Origin of the sequence: Brachybacterium equifaecis (genome assembly GCF_023509525.1) — a bacterium.
GTDB classification, from domain to species: domain Bacteria; phylum Actinomycetota; class Actinomycetes; order Actinomycetales; family Dermabacteraceae; genus Brachybacterium; species Brachybacterium equifaecis.
Map to the genome: position 1 here is coordinate 16,713 of NZ_JAKNCJ010000003.1, position 16,018 is coordinate 32,730.

Sequence of the window (16,018 nt, forward strand, 5' to 3'; positions counted from 1 at the left end):
CGTACGATCCCGGCTATGGATGACGTGACCGCCCAGTCATATCTGGGGGCCCTCGAGGACGCGGGACTGCGATCGCGGCCCGTCGTGGTGCTCGATCTCGACGCCGTCGATGCGAACCTCGCCGACCTGCGCCGCCGCGCGGGCGGCACACCGATCCGCGTCGCCTCGAAGTCCCTGCGCGTGCGCTCGCTCATCGGCCACGCCCTCGCCGAGCCCGGATTCTCCGGGGTCCTCGCGTTCACTCTCGCCGAGGCGCTCCACCTGTGCGCGCGCGGCATCGACGACATCGTCCTCGCCTACCCCACTGCCGACCGCGAGCGCATCCGCGCTCTCGCGGCCGATGAGCGCGCCCGGGAGCAGATCACCCTGATGATCGACTCGTCCGCGCAGCTGGATCTGATCTCGGCGGCCGCCCCCGGGCACCCGCCGCTGCGCATCGCCCTCGAGCTCGACGCCGCCTACGCGCCGCTCGCGCGGCTCCGCTTCGGGGCGCTGCGCTCCCCCGTCCGCACTCCCGCCCAGCTGCGCGCCCTCGCCGCCGAGGCGCTCTCCCGCCCGGGCTTCCGGATCGTCGGCATGATGGCGTACGAGGGGCAGATCGCCGGGGTGGCCGACGTCGGCCGCGGCGCCTTCCCGCGAGCCGTGCGCGCGATGAAGATCCGCTCGGCGCGCGAGATCGCCGAGCGCCGCGGCGCGGCGGCGGAAGCCCTGCGCGCGATGGCCGACCTCGAGTTCGTCAACGCCGGAGGCACGGGCTCGATCGAGACCAGCGCCGCCGAGCCCGCCGTCACCGAGGTCGCCGCAGGATCCGGGATCGTCGGCCCCGGACTCTTCGACGGGTACACCGCGTTCCGCCCGGCTCCCGCCCTGCACTTCGGTCTGGACGTCGTGCGGCGGCCGGGGCCGCTGGTCGCGACCATCCTCGGCGGCGGGTGGATCGCCTCGGGCGCGCCCGGCGCCGATCGCCTGCCGACGATCGCCTGGCCGAGCGGACTGCGCTATGCGCGCGACGAGGGCGCGGGCGAGGTGCAGACCCCTCTCGTCGGCCCAGCGGCAGCAGAGCTGCGCGTCGGGGACGTCGTGTGGCTGCGCCACGCGAAGGCCGGTGAGCTCGCCGAGCACGCCGAGAGCTACGCCGTGGTGCGCCGGGTGAGCGGTGCGCTGCAGGTGATCGATCAGTGGCCCACCTATCGCGGAGAAGGATTGAGCACGCTGTGAGCAGAGCGCACGGAAGCACCCTCGCCAACTGGTCCGGATCGGTGCGCTTCGCGCCCCGCGAGGACCTCTCCCCCGCCACCGAGGCGGAGCTCGCCTCGGCGCTCGCCCAGCGCGCGGCCGACGGGCGCACGATCCGGCCCATCGGCGCGGGCCACTCCTTCATGCCGATCGCCCGCACGGATGACGTCCTGCTGCGCGCGGATCGCCTCAGCGGGCTGATCAGCGTCGATGCCCAGACCAAGGAGGCGACTTTCTGGGGCGGGACCCGGCTGCGCGAGATCGCCACCCTCCTCACACCCTGGGGCCTGGCGCTCGCGAACATGGGCGACATCGACGTGCAGAGCATCGCCGGGGCCGTCTCCACCGCGACCCATGGCACGGGCCTCGCCTTCACGGGCTTCTCGGGGATGGTCACGGGACTGCGCCTCGCACTGCCCGACGGCACCCTCGTCGACGTCGATGCGGAGCACGACCCCGAGCTGTTCGAAGCGGCTCGAGCGGGTTTCGGCGCCTTCGGCATCATCACGCGCGTGCGGATCCGCTGCGTCGACGCATTCGCGCTGTCGGCCCACGAGACCACCGAGCCCATCGAGGCGGTGCTCGAGTCCTTCCCGGAGCGCGCGCGCACCACCGACCATGTGGAGTTCTTCTGGTTCCCCGGCACGCCCCGCGCGACGGTCAAGACGAACCGCCGCCTGCCCCATGACGCACCCCTGTCGCCGATGGGCCGGATCTCGCACCTGGTGAACCGGGAGCTGCTGGGCAACGTCGTCTACGGCGCTCTGCTCGAGGGGACCTCCCGCGCGCCGCGGGTGGCGCCGGCCGTGCGGGACATCGCCTCGCGGCTGATGGCCGGCGGCGACTTCACCGACCACTCGCATCGCGTGTTCAGCGCGCCGCGTCGCGTGCGCTTCGAGGAGAGCGAGTACGCCGTGCCGGCCGAGAGCTTCGGGGAGGCGGTGCGCGAGGTCGAGAGGGCGATCCGCTCGAGCGGCGAGCAGGTCACCTTCCCTCTCGAGGTGCGGATCGCCCGCGGCGATGACACCTGGCTCGGCACCGCCTCGGGCCGCGACACCGTGTACATCGCCGTGCACCGCTTCCATCGCGAGCCCTTCTCCCCGGTGCTGCGGGCCATCGAGCCCGTGTTCGCCCAGTTCGAGGGCCGCCCGCACTGGGGGAAGCGGCACACTCTCGGCGCCGCGGAGCTCTCGCGCCTCTACCCCCGCTTCGCCGATGCGCAGGCCGTCCGGCGCCGGGTCGATCCGACCGGCGCTCTGCTGAGCCCCGAGATCGCCCGGCTGCTGGAGGGCTGAGGGCGGCTGCGCGCGACCCGGCTGGACGGCAGCGGGACGCGGAATACGTGCCGCCGGCCCGGCGTTGGACTGCAGTACGACCGCTCCGCGCGCACCCGCGCGGCGTGAGCGGCCCCGCCTGCAGGAGGTTCCGTGGATCCCAGCACCGTGTTCACCTATGAGCGCCACATCGATGCCCGCACCCTGCGCGGCAGCACCCTGGTGGTGACTCTCGGCGCCTTCACCGATGCCGGAGCGGCCCAGCACCTCCTCGACACGCACATCCTCGAGCTGCTCGACTCGCGCATCATCGGCCGGGTCGACATGGACCAGGTCTACGACTACACGGGCCACCGCCCCGAGATCACGCTGGACCGCGACCACTTCGAGGACTACGAGAAGCCCGAGATCCTGCTGCACGAGGTGGTCGCCGCCGACGGCGAGCCCTTCTTCCTGCTCACGGGCCCGGAGCCGTCCTTCCAGTGGGAGCGCCTGGCTTCCGCGCTGCGCCACGTGATCGAGCAGCTCGGGGTCGAGCGCACCCTTCTGGTGCAGAGCTTCCCCGCGCCCGTCCCTCACACCCGCGAGCTGCCGATCACGCGCTACGGCGGGGCGAGCGAGGACATCATGTTCCCGCGCCCCATGCCCGCCGTCTTCCGGCTGCGCTCCACCTTCACCAGCGTGCTCACGCTGCGCCTGCACGAGAGCGGGCATCCCGTCGTCGGCCTCGCCGCGCAGGTCCCCCAGTACCTCCACGAGACCGAGTACCCCGTCGCCGCCCTCGCGCTGCTGCGCGCCGTGCGCGAGGAGGGCGGGCCCGAGATCGCTCCGGGCGAGCTCGAGGTGATCGCGCGCGCCGTGCGCGAGGGAATCGACGCGCAGGTCGCCGGGAACGATCAGCTCCAGGAGATGGTCCGATCGCTCGAGGAGAACGCCGACCGCTTCCAGCTCGCCGACGCCGCCGAGGCCGAGGTCCCCAGCGCCGAGGAGATCGCCGCAGAGGTCGAGCAGTTCCTCGCCGGTCTCGACGAGGGCGATCAGGGGCCCTCGGAGGAATCGCACGGCTGAAGGCTCTAGCCTCGCCCCATGCACAACACTGATGAGACTCTCGTCCAGCACGAGCGGCGCACCCTCGCCGACGACCTGATCTCCTACGGCCCCGACGCCCCCACGATCCTCGAGGGGTGGGACGCCTCCGACCTCCTCGAGCATCTCCTGGTGCGCGAGGGCCGACAGGACCTGATGGTCGGTCCGAAGCTGCCGATCGCTCCCCTGGCGCGCGCCGCCGAGCGCTCCCTGGAGAAGCTGCGGGAGACCCCGTGGTCCGAGCAGGTCGCGCGCTTCCGCGCCGGCCCGCCGCGACTGTCCCCGATGCGACCGCTGAACTCCGTGGCGAACACGGTGGAGTACTTCGTGCACCACGAGGACCTGCGCCGTGCGCGCCCCGGCTGGCAGGCCCGTGCGCTGAGCCCGGCCCACGAGTCCGAGCTCTGGTCGCGCCTGCGGACGATGGCTCGGATGCTCGTGCGCGCCGAGGTCGACGTCACCCTCGTCAGCACGCATGGGGGGATCCGGATCCCCGCGAAGACCCGCCGCGGCGCCGACGCGACCGGAGCCGTGCTGGTGCACGGCACGCCCGGCGAGCTGCTCCTGTGGGCGTACGGCCGGGATCAGGTCACGGATCTCGAGGTCGAGGGAGACCCGCAGTCGCTCCTCGCGCTGCGCCGGAGCCGGCGAGGCTTCTGAGCGTGCGCAGGGCTGCGCTCCGGCTCAGCCCTGCGTCCGCTCGAAGACGAACAGCCTGGGATGGTGGCCCTTCTGGAAGAAGCGGTGCTCCTGCAGCAGGCTCCATGAGCCCGTCCCGCCCGCGATGACGGACTCCATCCGTCCGATCTCGTGAGTGAGGATCGCGAGACGGGCCGACGGCGCTGCGAGCTCCTCGGCCCGGCCCAGGAGCGCCCGCAGCAGCTCCTCGTTCGTCTCGTGCTCACCGAGCAGCGTTCCCCACGGCGGATTGCTGATCAGGCGCGTGAACCCGCCCTCGAGCGGCATCGTCAGCACGTCGCCCTGCAGCCAGTCGATGCGCCCGCGGCGGCGGGCCGCCCGCTGATGCGCGCTCGCCGCCGCGAGCGCCTCGGCGCTCAGGTCGACTCCGACGATCCGCTCGGGCACCGCTTCGTGCAGCTGCTCGATGAGGAACGTGCCGGAGCCGCAGGTCATGTCGAGCAGCGAGTCCTCGGCGCCCACGTCGAGGATGTCGAGCGCGCTCGCCGCGATCGCGGCATTCACCGCGCCCGGATAGTTCACCGTGCGCCAGGCGCGGGTCGCGAGCGGCCTCGGAGTCAGGCGGATCAGCAGCTCCCAGGCCGGGCCGGGAGGGAGCGCGGGCGCGAGGGCGCTGCGGCCGGAGACCAGCAGATCCTTGGCCTTGCGCACGCGCACCACCAGGTCCCCGTCCTCCTGCACGGGCAGGTCGGCTCCGGCCGCGATCTCGCTCTCGAGGCGGCGCATGGGAGCGGTGTCCGCCCCGGCGGCCCGCAGCCGGACTCCTGTGAAGCGCGGCTTCGGGGCGCTGCGGCGGATCAGCGCGATCGATTCGGCGATCTCCTGCTGCACCGAGGTCTCCAGCAGCTCCGTCGGGCGCCGGGCGGGGATGCGCAGCACGAGGTAGGCGGCGACGACGCGCCGCAGCGACTTCACGCCCGTGAGATCAGCGGTGCGCAGCCGCACTTCCGTCGGGCCGACGAGATTGGCCTCTCCGAGCTGCTGCGCCTCCGCGCGGGCGAAGGGCGCGCATCCCTCGAGGACCTCGAGGACGATGTCATGCGCCGGTGCGGCAGGTGCGGTCACGGTTCTCCTCGGGCGGGGCGGAGTCGATGGGGACCGGGCGGCGACGAAACGCTGCGGCCCGGGGCGGGCCCGCCACTGTATCCCGGTGCGCCTGTCAGCAACCGGGCCCGCCCGTCGGTAGACTGCAGGCGTGTTCACTGTGAGTGTCTGTTCCCTCAAAGGCGGCGTCGGCAAGACGTCCGTGACGCTGGGCCTCGCCTCGGCGGCGCTGCATCAGGGTGTCAACACTCTGGTCATCGATCTCGATCCCCAGGGTGATGCCACCCTGGGGCTCCTCGGCGAACCGGCGAACGGCCCCGATGTCGCCGAGGTCCTCTCCTCGCCGCGCACGGAGACCGTCGACCGCGCCATCATGCAGACCCCGTGGTCCCAGGGCGCGGCCTCGCACCTCGACATCATCCCCGGCAGCCACCGCTCGGTGCTCGTGGACTCCCCCGCGCCGAACCGCAAGGATGTGCGCCGCCTGCGCGAGGCCCTCGACAAGCGCACCCACCAGTACGACCTCGTGCTCGTGGACTGCCCGCCCTCGCTGAACGGGCTGACCCAGACGGCCCTGGCCGCCTCGGATCGCGCGATGGTCGTCGCCGAGCCCGGCTTCTTCGCCGTCACCGCCGCGGACCGTGCGCTCAAGCTCACCATGGAGATGCGCGAGGACGACATGGCGCCCCGGCTGCAGCCGCTGGGTCTCGTCGTCAACCGCTACCGCCCCCGCTCGGTCGAGCACCAGTACCGCCTGACGGAGCTGCGCGAGCTGTTCGGGGACCTCGTCCTGGATCCGGTGATCGAGGAGCGCGTCGGCCTGCAGCAGGCGCAGGGCGGCGCCGTGCCGCTGCACCGCTACCAGGGCGCGAGCGGGCCGCGACTCACCGAGGACTTCGACGCGCTGCTGCGCACGGTCCTGGACTCCCGCCAGCACAGCTGATCACCTCGCAGCCCGGCCGCCGCGAGCAGCCGGGCTGCTCCTCCCCTCCCCCGGGGTGTGCGAGCCTGGTCAGCCGGCCTGGCGCTGGCGGCGGCGCTGGGCGAGCTCGTCCTGGAGCGCGAGCGCGGCATCGTCGGCCGGATCGACGCTGGGCAGGACTGCGAGCTCGTTCTCGACCTCGCGCCACACGCGGCCGACCGCGATGCCGAACACGCCCTGGCCGCCCTGGACCAGGTCGAAGACGTCCTGTGCGGAGGTGCACTCGTAGACCGAGGCGCCGTCGCTCATCAGCGTGATCTGGGCGAGGTCCTCGATGCCGCGCTCACGCAGGGCCGAGACGGCTACGCGGATCTGCTGCAGGGAGACGCCGGTGTCGAGGAGGCGCTTGACGACCTTGAGGACGAGGACGTCGCGGAACCCGTAGAGGCGCTGGCTGCCCGAGCCGCTCGCGGCGCGCACGCCCGGCTCCACCAGGCCCGTGCGAGCCCAGTAGTCCAGCTGGCGATAGGTGATTCCGGCAGCCTTGCAGGCCGCCGGGCCGCGATAGCCGACCTCAGCCGGCGCATCCACCATGTCCTCGAAGAGGACTCCCTGCGCACGGACGGCGGGGACGGTGGACTGGGCCGTGCGGTCAGCGTGGGGATCGCTGTTCACATTCGCCTCCATCATGGGCTCTGCATCGGGGAAGGTTGAGAGCGCTTCCCACACTGTAGCGCCCCGTAGGCCCCCGCAGGGCCCGCCGCGCCGCATCGCCCCGGCATCCGGGATCGAACTGGGCCCGGATCTGCGCTCAGGGCCGATGGATCCGTCGGCGCAGCAGGGCGCTGTGGAGGGTGTTCATCGCCTCTCCCAGATCCTCTGCGATGCTCTCCGCCTGACCGCGGGCCGCCGCATCCGAGGGTCGGGAGCGGGGCTGAGCGACCGAGCGGATCATATGGGCCTGGCGATCGGCGGAGGTGCGCACCATCACCAGGTGGCGCGGGTGCAGGCCCTCGTCGGCCAGAGAGCGGGCGGCGCGCACGATCTCGAGCTCTGCGGCTCCGAAGAAGAGCGAGCCCTCCTCCAGCATCCCGTACTGCTCGAGCTCCGCGAGGAACTCCTCCTCCACGCGCGCCTCCTGCAGCAGCCCGCGGCGGTCCAGTCGCACGGCCTGGAGCTGGGAGCTGGGGCCGGGGCGCGAGGCGATGGAGGTGACCTCGGGCTCGATGCCGTGCTCGAGAAGGTGCTCCTTGATGACGCGCAGCGGCCAGAAGCGGTCGCGCTGCGCACGCAGCACGAACAGCAGCCGGTCGACGTCCGTGCGGGAGTACTTGCGGTAGCCGCTCGGAGTGCGCTCGGGATCGATCAGGCCTTCGGCCTCGAGGTAGTGCAGCTTGGAGTGGCTGAGCTCCGGGAACTCCTCGCGGAGCTGGTCGAGGACCTGGCCGATGCTGAGGCTCGCGCCTGCGGCGGGGCTCGGCCTGCGCGACGCGGAGGCCGGCACTGCTCAGGCCTTCCCGGGCTTGAGGTGGTAGGTCAGGCGGTACTTGCCGATCTGGACATCCTGGCCGGACAGGAGCTGGGCATCGTCGACGCGCTCCATCTCCACGTAAGTGCCGTTCAGGGAGCCGAGGTCGCGGATCGCGAAGCCGTCGCCCCGGCGCAGGAATGCGGCGTGCTTCCGGGAGACGGTGACGTCATCGAGGAAGATGTCGCTGCGCGGGTGGCGACCGGCGATCGTCTTGTCGGCATCGAGCAGGAAGCGGGCGCCGAGGTTCGGGCCCTTGCGCACGATGAGCAGAGCGCTGCCCTCGGGGAGGTTCTCGATCGCGGCGCGGTCCTGCTGGTTGAGCCCGTGCTCGGGCTCCTCCATCGTCTCGGAGAACGTGATGGCGTGAAGGGTCGAGGTCTGGTCCAGGCTCTCGTAGCCGCCCCCGGAATTCTCGGTCACAGTCGCACCCCTTCACTCGTGGTCCCCGTATCTTCGCACGCCCGCGCGGCCGTGACCGCCCGGACCAGTGGAACTTGTCCAGACTTGACGATCACTTGACCCCCGCCCTGCAGATCAGACCTTCGGGACCTCGGGCTGCTCGTCGAGGAGCTGGGAGAAGTCCACGCGCCCGGGCTCCGGGGCGGCAGGCATGCGGGCCTGGATCAGGAACGAGGAGGTGGAGAGCGCCACGGGACCCTGCGCGAACCGGGGCTCGAGGGATGCGATCGCCTCTTCGAGAGCAGCGGCGTCGGCATCTGCCGCCCACGGTGCCCGGCCGACGCTCCCGGCGAGAGCCGATGCGGAGGCGAACTCGGTGCGGCCGTGGAACACCTCGGAGCGCTCGATCGCGAAGCCCGACTGGGTGAGACGGTGGGCCTGGGACTGCAGGGTCTCCGTCGCGGCCGACGGATCCTGGTCGTCGCCGCGCAGCTCCGCGAGATCGCCCTCTGCACGCTGCTGGATGAGCAGGATGCCTCCGGGGGCGAGGACCCGCCGCACCTCCTGCGGGTCGAACGCGCCGTGCGAGCACAGCACGAGATCGAAGCGCTCGGGAGCGAACGGCAAGGACGCGCCCGGGGCTACAGGGTCATGCGCCGCGACTTCGACGCCCGCTTCCTCGAGCGCGGCGCGCAGCCGATCGAGCTCGTCTCCCGGTCGCGCAGTCGCAGCCGCGTCCTGCGGGACGTCCTGGCCTATCCGCGCGAGCATCTCCCCCGCTTCCGCCCCGAGGGCGAGCACGTGATGCGAGACCTGGCAGAGGATGGCGGCGGCCTGCTCGAAGCGCCAAGGCGTCTCCTCATCCCTCACGCCACTGGCCGCTCCGCGGCCTCCCTCTTCGAGCGCCCGAGCGAGGATCTCGCGCCACGGTGCCTCCGTGCCGCCGCGCTCCGCGCGATCGCTGGGGAGGCTCGTGGGGTCGATGTGCTGGTCGCTGCGCCGATCCGTGCCCTCGCAATGCTGATCCATCAGGTCTCCGTCCGACGGGCCGCCCGGAGGCGGCGAAGGTGCTCAGGGGTGCTGACCAGCCCACTCTCCCACACCCCGCTGGAGCGCCGTGGGGCAGGTCACGCCCGCTCCGATTCGCTCTGCACGCCCATCTCGGTCTACTATCGATGACGGTCCTCCTCAGCGAGGACCACGGGATCCTTCCGAGGATCACGGGCTGTGGCGCAGCTTGGTAGCGCACTTGACTGGGGGTCAAGGGGTTTACCCCTCCTGGTTGGCTCAAAAATTGAATAACGGGATGTGGCGCAGCTTGGTAGCGCACCTGACTGGGGGTCAGGGGGTCGCAGGTTCAAATCCTGTCATCCCGACGTAAAAGCCCTGGTGAGAGCATGTTTCTCGCCGGGGCTTCGTCATGTCTTGGGAGGGTTTTTGTTGGTCCCCCTCTGGTCCCCCTGGACCCGCGCACGCTCGGGCTGCCTGTGGATAGATGGGCCCTCCGAGACCCCTTCCCTGTGGATAAGGGGACCAAAAGGGGACCAGAACGATTCCCGGCCTCATTCGCCCCCCTGCCCGGCTGTTATCGGATGGACGTGAGGACTCGGTAGTCCCCGCTTCTCTCGGACGCGGGCGAGAGCGGCTCGCGTGAACCGAGGCTTGATATGCAAGTAGCCACTTGCCTACTGTGGAGGCGTGGGAGACATCTACCAAGCACTCGCCGATCCGACCAGGCGCCTCATCCTCGATGAGCTCTCCGAGCGCGATGGGCAGAGCTTGTTCGAGTTGTGCGGCCGGCTGGCGATGCGGCATGGCATTGCGTCGTCCAGGCAGGCGATCTCCCAGCATCTGACCGTCTTGGAAGAAGCGGGACTTGTCAGCTCGCAACGTTCTGGGCGGACGAAACTCCTCTCCCTGCACACCGAGCCGCTGCGGGAGATCACCGAACGCTGGCTCACCGAACCGAAGGAATGACTCATGAGCATCCGAATCAACGTCACGAGCGTCTTCGTTGACGACCAGGCCAAGGCACTCGCCTTCTACACCGACAAGCTCGGCTTCGTCCCCAAGAACGACGTGCCACTGGGCGAGTTCCGCTGGCTGACCGTGGTCGGACCTGACGCACCCGACGGCCCCGAGCTGCTGCTGGAGCCCAATCAGCACCCTGCGGCCAACGCCTATACAGCCGCACTCGTCGCCGACGGCATCCCGGCAGCCTCCTTCGCCGTTGACGATGTGGCCGCGACCTATGCGCAGCTTGTTGCTGGCGGCGTCCGATTCACGCAAGAACCGACACCGATGGGGCCTGTCGTCACCGCCGTATTGGACGACACCTGCGGAAACCTCATCCAGCTCACAAGCCCGGCATAACACAGGCCACCGTCGTTCACGTCCAGCATTGCCGCCTGCATCGGTTTGCCCCGAGTCCAGCCCGATCGCGGAGCTAGATGCCGCGCTTGGGCGGCTGACTCTGGCGCGCATGGCGACGCTGCCCCGCGGCAGAGAGGAAGGCGTTGGCCTGCTCAGCGGCGGAGGCGAGGTGGCGGTCGTCGGGGTGCAGGTAGCCGCGGGTGGTCTCCAGCGAGGCGTGCCCGAGGATGTCTTGGAGGACGTGCAGAGGGATGCCGGCGTCGGCCATCCAGGTCGCCCCGGTGTGGCGCAGGCCGTGCCGGGTGAGGTCAGGCAGCCCGAGCTTCGCCACGACGCCGTCCCAGTTCGTGGCGTCGCGGACGGTCGCAGTGGTGAGGTAGCCGCCCTTCGGACCGACCAGCAACGAGTCCGCGGGCTCCTTGCCGTCGGTGAAGCGTTCGAGCACGGGCCGGAGCGGTTCGAGGATCGGCACGCGTCGCTCTTTGCGGCTCTTGGTCGGCTTCGTGACCAGGCCACCCTTGCCGGGGAACACCTGCCGGCGGATCACCACGAGGTTCTTGTCGAAGTCGACATCCCCGACCTGCAACCCAGACACCTCCGAGGACCGGGCCGCGAGCAGCGCGGCGAGCATCACGAAGTCGCTGTAGGACTGATGCACCTTCCCGCATGCGCGCGCGAGGCGGTTGAGGGTCTTCATGTCCGGGATCGCGTGCGCCCGCGGGGAGGCGTGTTCGGCGGACTGGCCGCGGAAGGCGTTGCGATTCAGGCTCCGCTTGGCACGGTTCTTCGCGGGGTTGATCTGGATCAGCCCGTCCCGCACGGCTTCATCGAGCACCCGCACGAGCGGGGCGATAGTGTTCTTGATAGTTGAGGCGCCGTGACGCTGTTCCCACTCATCAATGGTGCGGTCGATGATCCCCGCGGTGATTTGGGTGACCGGCAGATGCCCGAGCGCGGGCAGCACCCGCAGCTTCAGCCCGTACCCGTAGGTCTCGCCGGTGGAGGTCGGGTCCAGGCCCCGCGCCCACCGGTCGCCGATGGAGGTGACGAACTCCAGCAGCGTCATGGACACGTCCATGCCCTTGGTCGAGGAGTTGCGGAGCTGGTCGAAGAACGCGTGCGCGGCCGCTTCGTCCCGCACGATCTCCGAGCGGATCACCCGGCGCTTGGTGGTCGGGTCCGTCCACCGGGCGCGGGCGCGGATGCCGTAGGAGCGGCGCTCCATGTCCGTGGAGACCTTCACACCAATCGGCGGGACCGGCTTGGGCTCAGCGGTCGGCTGCGGCTCAGCTCTCCGGGGCATGGTCGTGTTCCAGCTCCGCCAGCCAGCGATCCACGGCGTCGAGCCGATACCGGGCGATCCCGCCCAGGCGCAGGAACGGCGGCCCCGTGCCCGCCGACCGCCACCGCGACAGGGTGGACTCCGAGACCTTCAAGTACGCCGCGACCTCGCGGCTGTGCATGAGCGGCGACACCACGAGCGTCCCTTCGTCGCTCATGACAGTTCTCCGGTGTCGGGGTCGAGGGTGCGGTAGAACGCTTCCTCGGCGTCGCGGCGAGCCTGGACGTCGGCCATGACGAACTCCACGAACTCGGCGTCGCGGTCGATGATCGGCAGGTCCTGGATCGGGTCGGCGGGTTCCTCACCGGGCCAGACGGTCTGCCTGGTGGGCCGGTCGTGGTCGAGCTTCGTGCCGGACGCAGCGACCCATTCGCGCAGCCGCTGGCGGGCGTCGGCGAAGTCGCGGTGCCAGCCCAGTGGCGCGGAGCCGTTCTGCTCGGGGTCGTAGGCGCACAGCCAGTGCAGGTGCAGCGCGGACAGCTCCCACAGCAGCTCAGAGTGGGCGTACCAGGCGGGCGGGATCACCGCGGCGGGCAGACCGTAGGTGTGCCGCAGCCAGTCCACCCACCGGTTCAGCTCCAGCCACTCGACCTCGGCATCGTCGGCGTTCAGCAGGTTCCAGTTGATCGGGTGCGGCGGCTCCGCGATCAGCGGGTCCTCGAAGCCCTCGTCGCCGTCCAGCTCCGGGCCGGGCAGGTCGCCCGTGGTGGCGTCATCGTCGCGGGGATCGTCGGACATGGTGTGCTCCTGTCTGCTCTCGCGGTCCCCGGTCATGCCGGGGCTTTCTATGGCAGGCAGGTGGGCGCGGAGGCGACTGGCGTGTGCTCAGGTGTCAGAGCGGCGCAGCAGGGCCTCTATCTGCGCACGATCGGCGGTGAGCTGGGTGGTGTCGGGGCGCTTTGGCCACGGGTGCAGGTCGGTGACGATCGGGGGCGCGGAGCGCAGCAGCACGATCCCGGTGCCGAACGGTAGCCGGCGGATGCGGTCGGGCGGGAAGATCGGCACCCGCCGGACGGAGCGCTGGTTGGAGCGGGTGCCGTGGTCACCCAGCGTCACGGAGTCGGTGTACTCGTCGCGTTCCCCGACCAGGGCGCTGAGGTCTTGCAGATCGCGACTGTTGGAAGCGCCGCCGAGGATGACCTTGACGATCGACGCGTCCCAGATCGCGCCGGCCTGGTGCTCGTTCCACTTGTCCCGCGCCTGCGCGAGGGACTGGAGCACCGGCATCGTCGTGATGCCCGACCCGCCGCCTTCGGCCATCAGCGTCGGCAGCGACGGCAGGGGCGAGAGGTTGGCGATCTCATCCAGCGCCAGCAGCATCGGCGGATCGAGCCGCGCACCGGGTGAGCGCGCGGCGAGACGGCGGGCAGTCTCGATGAGGTCTTCCACCAGCGCCGCGACCAGTGCGGCGCTGGCTCCCGCACCGGACCCGGTGGCCAGGAGAAACAGGGTGCCGCGGTTCTGGATGAAGTGCTCGGGGTCGAATCCTTCACCGGGGCCGGGTGAGACGGCGTCGAGCACTCGGGGGTCGGCGAGCGATCCGAGGGCGAGGGACACGCCTTGCCAGATGGAGTCGCGGGTGCGGGGGTCGGAGTCGATCATCGCTTCCAGCGACTCGGCCCATCCGGTCGCCGCGCGGGTCGAGCCGGTCAGGATCGCCACCGCGTCGGCGGCTGCGGTCGGGTCGAGGGTCCAGCGGAACAGCTCGGCCGGTGGGCGGTGGTCGATCGCGGCGGCGTGCAGGAGCGCTTGCAGTGCGGCGCGGGTCTTGCCCTCCCAGAACCCGCCGCCGTCGACGCCGCCGGATGAGAGGCCGGTTCCGGCGGCGAGCCCGGTGGCGCGGATCATCGCGGTCTGCGGGGACTCACAGCCCCGGATCGGTGACCACCGCATCCCCGCGGGCAAGCCTTCGGCGAGGTGTTGCGGGTCGAAGATCGCGACCGGCCCGACCCGGCTGCGGGCGCGCAGGGTCGCGGTCAGGTTGTCCGGCCGGGTCGAGGTCACCACGACGGCACCGGGGGCGTCGAGGATCGCGGGGATCACCAGGTGCAGGCCCTTCCCGGAGCGGGGCGGGCCGATGACCATGATCGAGTCCTCCACCGACGCCCACACCCCGGTGCCCTTAGAGGCGCCGAGCCGGTAGCCGACATCTTGCGGGCGTGGATTATCCAGCCCGGGGCGGAGGTTCCCGGCGCGACGCAGCAGCGCCTTCTCGGACGCGGCGGCAGCGACCTCATGCCTCGTGGCAATGCCCGCCATCCGGCGCGGGTCTTGCTCGACTCGGTGCGTGTGACGGCGCAGCCGCGACCAGACCCACACGCCGCCGGTGATGAGCACGGCGAGCAGGAGGCTCGTGACGAGCCAGTAGACGACCGGGCTCATGCCGGGCGCGTCCAGGGCGCCAGCGGGATCGCCCGGATCGAACAGCACACCGATCCCGGACGCAGGACCACCGGCGGGCTGGCTCGTGCCGGTGACGAATGCCGCGACGGACCCGGCGCCGCGGAGCACCAAGGCGATGCCCAACAGGCCGACCAGTCCGATCATGGCCGCGTTGGTCAGCTCATCACCGAACGAGCCGGTCTGCCGACCCTGACTGTTCATGGCAGCCGCCGGACGATCGTGGCGCCGGAGATACGGCCGACCAGCACCACCTCCACAACCCCGCCCGCAGCATCCGACCCGAGCCGGCCGGGGTCGATCAGGGCACGGGCCGTACCGGTACCGGACGCGTCGGTGTGCCCGGTGACGACGGCGACCGCGATGTCCTCGCCGGGAACGAACCCGTCGCCTTCAACGGTTTGGAATACCGGCCGCGAGGCTGGCTTCTCGGGGTCAGGCGTCGGGTCGGGTGCTCGGCGACGTTGAGCCGCGATGATGTCGGTGAAGGTCGTCCCGTCTGCCTCGCGGACCTCGACCCGCGCCGGTGTCGTCCGGTCATCCGTGGCACGGTCGATGATCTGCCCGAATGAGGAACGCCGCCACGGCGGCGCGAACGGCTCGGGGTCCAGCCGTATCCCGTCGACGGTGACGGCCACGGTGCCGTCCTCGCGCACGTCGAGCACGACGAACGGAATAGACACCGGGACCGGTTCGGGCTCGACTCTCCTCATAGCGGCGAGGTGAACCAGCGATACCTTCGTCCCGCCCAGACCGGCAGCCGCGAGATGCTGACGTTTCGGCCCGCGCGCGGCTTACTCGCTGGGCGGCGTCAGCTCGATGCCGCGTGATGTAGCGAGAGCTTGGAGTTTCTCGGCATCGTCAGTCTGCACACAGACGGTCGCGCGGAGGCCTGCTTCCTCGCTGCGAAGCAGGTAGTAGGCGGTGCTGTCTGTGAGCAACTCACCGGCGGCGTCGAAGAACTCCCACCGCACTCGTATCAGCACGAGTAGGCCGGTGAGGTGGTTCTGATCCAAGAGTTCGTATCCCACGGAGTGGAGGCCGAGCTTCTGGTAGAGCGGGTAGGACTGCTTCAAGCCCTGCACCATCGCCTCTCGCGATTCGAGGACCCCGGAGAACCGGTCGTCTGCGATCAGGCCTGGCGTCGTCCAGAGGTCGGCCGCGGACTCGGCGTCGAGGTCGGTCATGGTGGCGGCGTAGCGGGTGAGGTAGTCGTCGATCTGTTCGTGGCTGATGCTCATACTTCGACGATACGAGCTAATGCCGACAAGGCTGTGACGGTTTTACGCCACCGTCTCAGGCGAGAGTGCGGTGGTGAGCTTCTCGAAAACGCTTCGTGCGCTTGAGGAACTGTAGGGGCCGATGGCGACCAGTGCCGCCAGCAGGGCGGACACCTCGCCGGGCGTGAGGGAGACCTGGCACGCTTGTTCCCGAGCGGCGACTCGGTAACCGCCTCGTGAACCCCTGACGACTTCAACCGGAATGCCGGCTTGTCGGAGCCTGGCGATATCTCGCTCGATGGTCCGCGCGCTGATCCCAACCAGGTCGGCGAGCTGGTTCGCAGTGGTGAGCTTCGGATGCCGTGCGCGTAGTTGCTCGATGACGGCGTGCTGCCGCTCGACCAGGGGAAGGAGCTGGTGCAGGCGGATGGAGGGGTCCATACGACCAGACTCGCACCTGAGCGACGGTGATGCCCGGAACAGCTTCGATCC

General features: G+C 70.6%; 19 protein-coding genes and 1 tRNA gene. 8 read left to right on the forward strand and 12 right to left on the reverse strand.

Going from position 1 to position 16,018, the window contains the following annotated elements:
* Nucleotides 1-15: 15 nt before the first annotated feature.
* The 4 genes from Bequi_RS07915 to Bequi_RS07930 all read left to right on the forward strand — a co-directional run bounded on the left by Bequi_RS07915 (nucleotide 16) and on the right by Bequi_RS07930 (nucleotide 4,256).
* On the forward strand, nucleotides 16-1,218 hold the full coding sequence (locus Bequi_RS07915) for an alanine racemase (RefSeq protein ID WP_249737426.1): 1,203 nt from the start codon (nucleotides 16-18) through the stop codon (nucleotides 1,216-1,218).
* Nucleotides 1,215-2,531: a D-arabinono-1,4-lactone oxidase gene (locus Bequi_RS07920; protein ID WP_249737427.1), complete on the forward strand. Its 1,317-nt coding sequence runs from the start codon at nucleotides 1,215-1,217 to the stop codon at nucleotides 2,529-2,531. Before Bequi_RS07915 ends, Bequi_RS07920 begins: the two co-directional genes overlap by 4 nt.
* A 132-nt stretch (nucleotides 2,532-2,663) precedes the next feature.
* Nucleotides 2,664-3,578, forward strand: coding sequence for a PAC2 family protein (locus Bequi_RS07925; RefSeq protein ID WP_249737428.1), 915 nt, complete (start codon nucleotides 2,664-2,666; stop codon nucleotides 3,576-3,578).
* Nucleotides 3,579-3,596: 18 nt separating this feature from the next.
* Nucleotides 3,597-4,256: a TIGR03085 family metal-binding protein gene (locus Bequi_RS07930; RefSeq protein ID WP_249737429.1), complete on the forward strand. Its 660-nt coding sequence runs from the start codon at nucleotides 3,597-3,599 to the stop codon at nucleotides 4,254-4,256.
* A gap of 24 nt (nucleotides 4,257-4,280) precedes the next feature.
* Here Bequi_RS07930 and Bequi_RS07935 read toward each other — a convergent pair whose 3' ends face one another.
* Nucleotides 4,281-5,360 (reverse strand): methyltransferase domain-containing protein, encoded by a 1,080-nt coding sequence (locus Bequi_RS07935; RefSeq protein WP_249737430.1) that lies wholly within the window; start codon nucleotides 5,358-5,360, stop codon nucleotides 4,281-4,283.
* Between the two features lie 130 nt (nucleotides 5,361-5,490).
* On the opposite strand from Bequi_RS07935, the gene Bequi_RS07940 reads away from it, so the two are divergent.
* Nucleotides 5,491-6,282, forward strand: coding sequence for a ParA family protein (locus Bequi_RS07940; RefSeq protein ID WP_249737431.1), 792 nt, complete (start codon nucleotides 5,491-5,493; stop codon nucleotides 6,280-6,282).
* Between the two features lie 69 nt (nucleotides 6,283-6,351).
* On the opposite strand, the gene Bequi_RS07945 is transcribed toward Bequi_RS07940, so the two are convergent.
* The 4 genes from Bequi_RS07945 to Bequi_RS07960 all read right to left on the reverse strand — a co-directional run bounded on the left by Bequi_RS07945 (nucleotide 6,352) and on the right by Bequi_RS07960 (nucleotide 9,220).
* Nucleotides 6,352-6,948: a MerR family transcriptional regulator gene (locus Bequi_RS07945; RefSeq protein ID WP_283774848.1), complete on the reverse strand. Its 597-nt coding sequence runs from the start codon at nucleotides 6,946-6,948 to the stop codon at nucleotides 6,352-6,354.
* 124 nt (nucleotides 6,949-7,072) lie between these two features.
* A complete protein-coding gene (ftsR, locus tag Bequi_RS07950; protein WP_249737433.1) occupies nucleotides 7,073-7,765 on the reverse strand; it encodes a transcriptional regulator FtsR in 693 nt (230 codons plus the stop codon).
* A gap of 3 nt (nucleotides 7,766-7,768) precedes the next feature.
* Complete coding sequence (locus tag Bequi_RS07955) at nucleotides 7,769-8,212, reverse strand: FHA domain-containing protein (protein ID WP_430623103.1); 444 nt, start codon at nucleotides 8,210-8,212, stop codon at nucleotides 7,769-7,771.
* Between the two features lie 114 nt (nucleotides 8,213-8,326).
* Complete coding sequence (locus Bequi_RS07960) at nucleotides 8,327-9,220, reverse strand: class I SAM-dependent methyltransferase (RefSeq protein WP_249737434.1); 894 nt, start codon at nucleotides 9,218-9,220, stop codon at nucleotides 8,327-8,329.
* 273 nt (nucleotides 9,221-9,493) lie between these two features.
* Between Bequi_RS07960 and Bequi_RS07965 the strand changes: the two genes are divergently transcribed.
* The 3 genes from Bequi_RS07965 (at nucleotide 9,494) to Bequi_RS07975 (ending at nucleotide 10,564) form a co-directional block, all read left to right on the forward strand.
* Nucleotides 9,494-9,567 (forward strand) — tRNA-Pro (locus Bequi_RS07965).
* 322 nt (nucleotides 9,568-9,889) lie between these two features.
* Nucleotides 9,890-10,168, forward strand: a complete 279-nt coding sequence (locus Bequi_RS07970) for an ArsR/SmtB family transcription factor (RefSeq protein WP_007927099.1) — start codon at nucleotides 9,890-9,892, stop codon at nucleotides 10,166-10,168.
* A gap of 3 nt (nucleotides 10,169-10,171) precedes the next feature.
* Nucleotides 10,172-10,564: a VOC family protein gene (locus Bequi_RS07975; protein ID WP_007927100.1), complete on the forward strand. Its 393-nt coding sequence runs from the start codon at nucleotides 10,172-10,174 to the stop codon at nucleotides 10,562-10,564.
* A gap of 73 nt (nucleotides 10,565-10,637) precedes the next feature.
* On the opposite strand, the gene Bequi_RS07980 is transcribed toward Bequi_RS07975, so the two are convergent.
* From Bequi_RS07980 to Bequi_RS08010, 7 genes are all read right to left on the reverse strand, one after another.
* A complete protein-coding gene (locus Bequi_RS07980) occupies nucleotides 10,638-11,867 on the reverse strand; it encodes a tyrosine-type recombinase/integrase (protein ID WP_249737435.1) in 1,230 nt (409 codons plus the stop codon).
* Entirely contained in the window at nucleotides 11,851-12,063 is a 213-nt protein-coding gene (locus Bequi_RS07985) for a helix-turn-helix transcriptional regulator (protein WP_007927110.1), read from the reverse strand. The genes Bequi_RS07980 and Bequi_RS07985 overlap by 17 nt, the downstream gene beginning before the upstream one ends.
* On the reverse strand, nucleotides 12,060-12,644 hold the full coding sequence (locus tag Bequi_RS07990) for a hypothetical protein (protein WP_007927118.1): 585 nt from the start codon (nucleotides 12,642-12,644) through the stop codon (nucleotides 12,060-12,062). The genes Bequi_RS07985 and Bequi_RS07990 overlap by 4 nt, the downstream gene beginning before the upstream one ends.
* Before the next feature lie 87 nt (nucleotides 12,645-12,731).
* Nucleotides 12,732-14,510 carry a TraM recognition domain-containing protein gene (locus Bequi_RS07995; RefSeq protein WP_249737436.1) on the reverse strand — a complete coding sequence of 593 codons (1,779 nt, stop codon included), beginning with the start codon at nucleotides 14,508-14,510 and terminating at the stop codon, nucleotides 12,732-12,734.
* The gene (locus Bequi_RS08000) at nucleotides 14,507-14,971 is read right to left on the reverse strand and encodes a hypothetical protein (protein WP_347271983.1); all 465 of its coding nucleotides are present in this window, start codon (nucleotides 14,969-14,971) and stop codon (nucleotides 14,507-14,509) included. The genes Bequi_RS07995 and Bequi_RS08000 overlap by 4 nt, the downstream gene beginning before the upstream one ends.
* 129 nt (nucleotides 14,972-15,100) lie before the next feature.
* The gene (locus Bequi_RS08005) at nucleotides 15,101-15,547 is read right to left on the reverse strand and encodes a DUF6841 family protein (protein WP_007927125.1); all 447 of its coding nucleotides are present in this window, start codon (nucleotides 15,545-15,547) and stop codon (nucleotides 15,101-15,103) included.
* 42 nt (nucleotides 15,548-15,589) lie between these two features.
* Entirely contained in the window at nucleotides 15,590-15,967 is a 378-nt protein-coding gene (locus tag Bequi_RS08010; protein WP_128277084.1) for a helix-turn-helix transcriptional regulator, read from the reverse strand.
* Nucleotides 15,968-16,018: the final 51 nt, after the last annotated feature.

Coding starts and splice junctions, on each gene's coding strand:
- Bequi_RS07985 (WP_007927110.1), bottom strand. CDS start 12,063: ATGAGCGACGAAGGGACGCTCGTGGTGTCGCCGCTCATGCACAGCCGC.
- Bequi_RS07990 (WP_007927118.1), bottom strand. CDS start 12,644: ATGTCCGACGATCCCCGCGACGATGACGCCACCACGGGCGACCTGCCC.
- Bequi_RS07960 (WP_249737434.1), bottom strand. CDS start 9,220: ATGGATCAGCATTGCGAGGGCACGGATCGGCGCAGCGACCAGCACATC.
- Bequi_RS07995 (WP_249737436.1), bottom strand. CDS start 14,510: ATGAACAGTCAGGGTCGGCAGACCGGCTCGTTCGGTGATGAGCTGACC.
- Bequi_RS07980 (WP_249737435.1), bottom strand. CDS start 11,867: ATGCCCCGGAGAGCTGAGCCGCAGCCGACCGCTGAGCCCAAGCCGGTC.
- Bequi_RS07975 (WP_007927100.1), top strand. CDS start 10,172: ATGAGCATCCGAATCAACGTCACGAGCGTCTTCGTTGACGACCAGGCC.
- Bequi_RS08005 (WP_007927125.1), bottom strand. CDS start 15,547: ATGAGCATCAGCCACGAACAGATCGACGACTACCTCACCCGCTACGCC.
- Bequi_RS07930 (WP_249737429.1), top strand. CDS start 3,597: ATGCACAACACTGATGAGACTCTCGTCCAGCACGAGCGGCGCACCCTC.
- Bequi_RS07915 (WP_249737426.1), top strand. CDS start 16: ATGGATGACGTGACCGCCCAGTCATATCTGGGGGCCCTCGAGGACGCG.
- Bequi_RS08010 (WP_128277084.1), bottom strand. CDS start 15,967: ATGGACCCCTCCATCCGCCTGCACCAGCTCCTTCCCCTGGTCGAGCGG.
- Bequi_RS07945 (WP_283774848.1), bottom strand. CDS start 6,948: ATGGAGGCGAATGTGAACAGCGATCCCCACGCTGACCGCACGGCCCAG.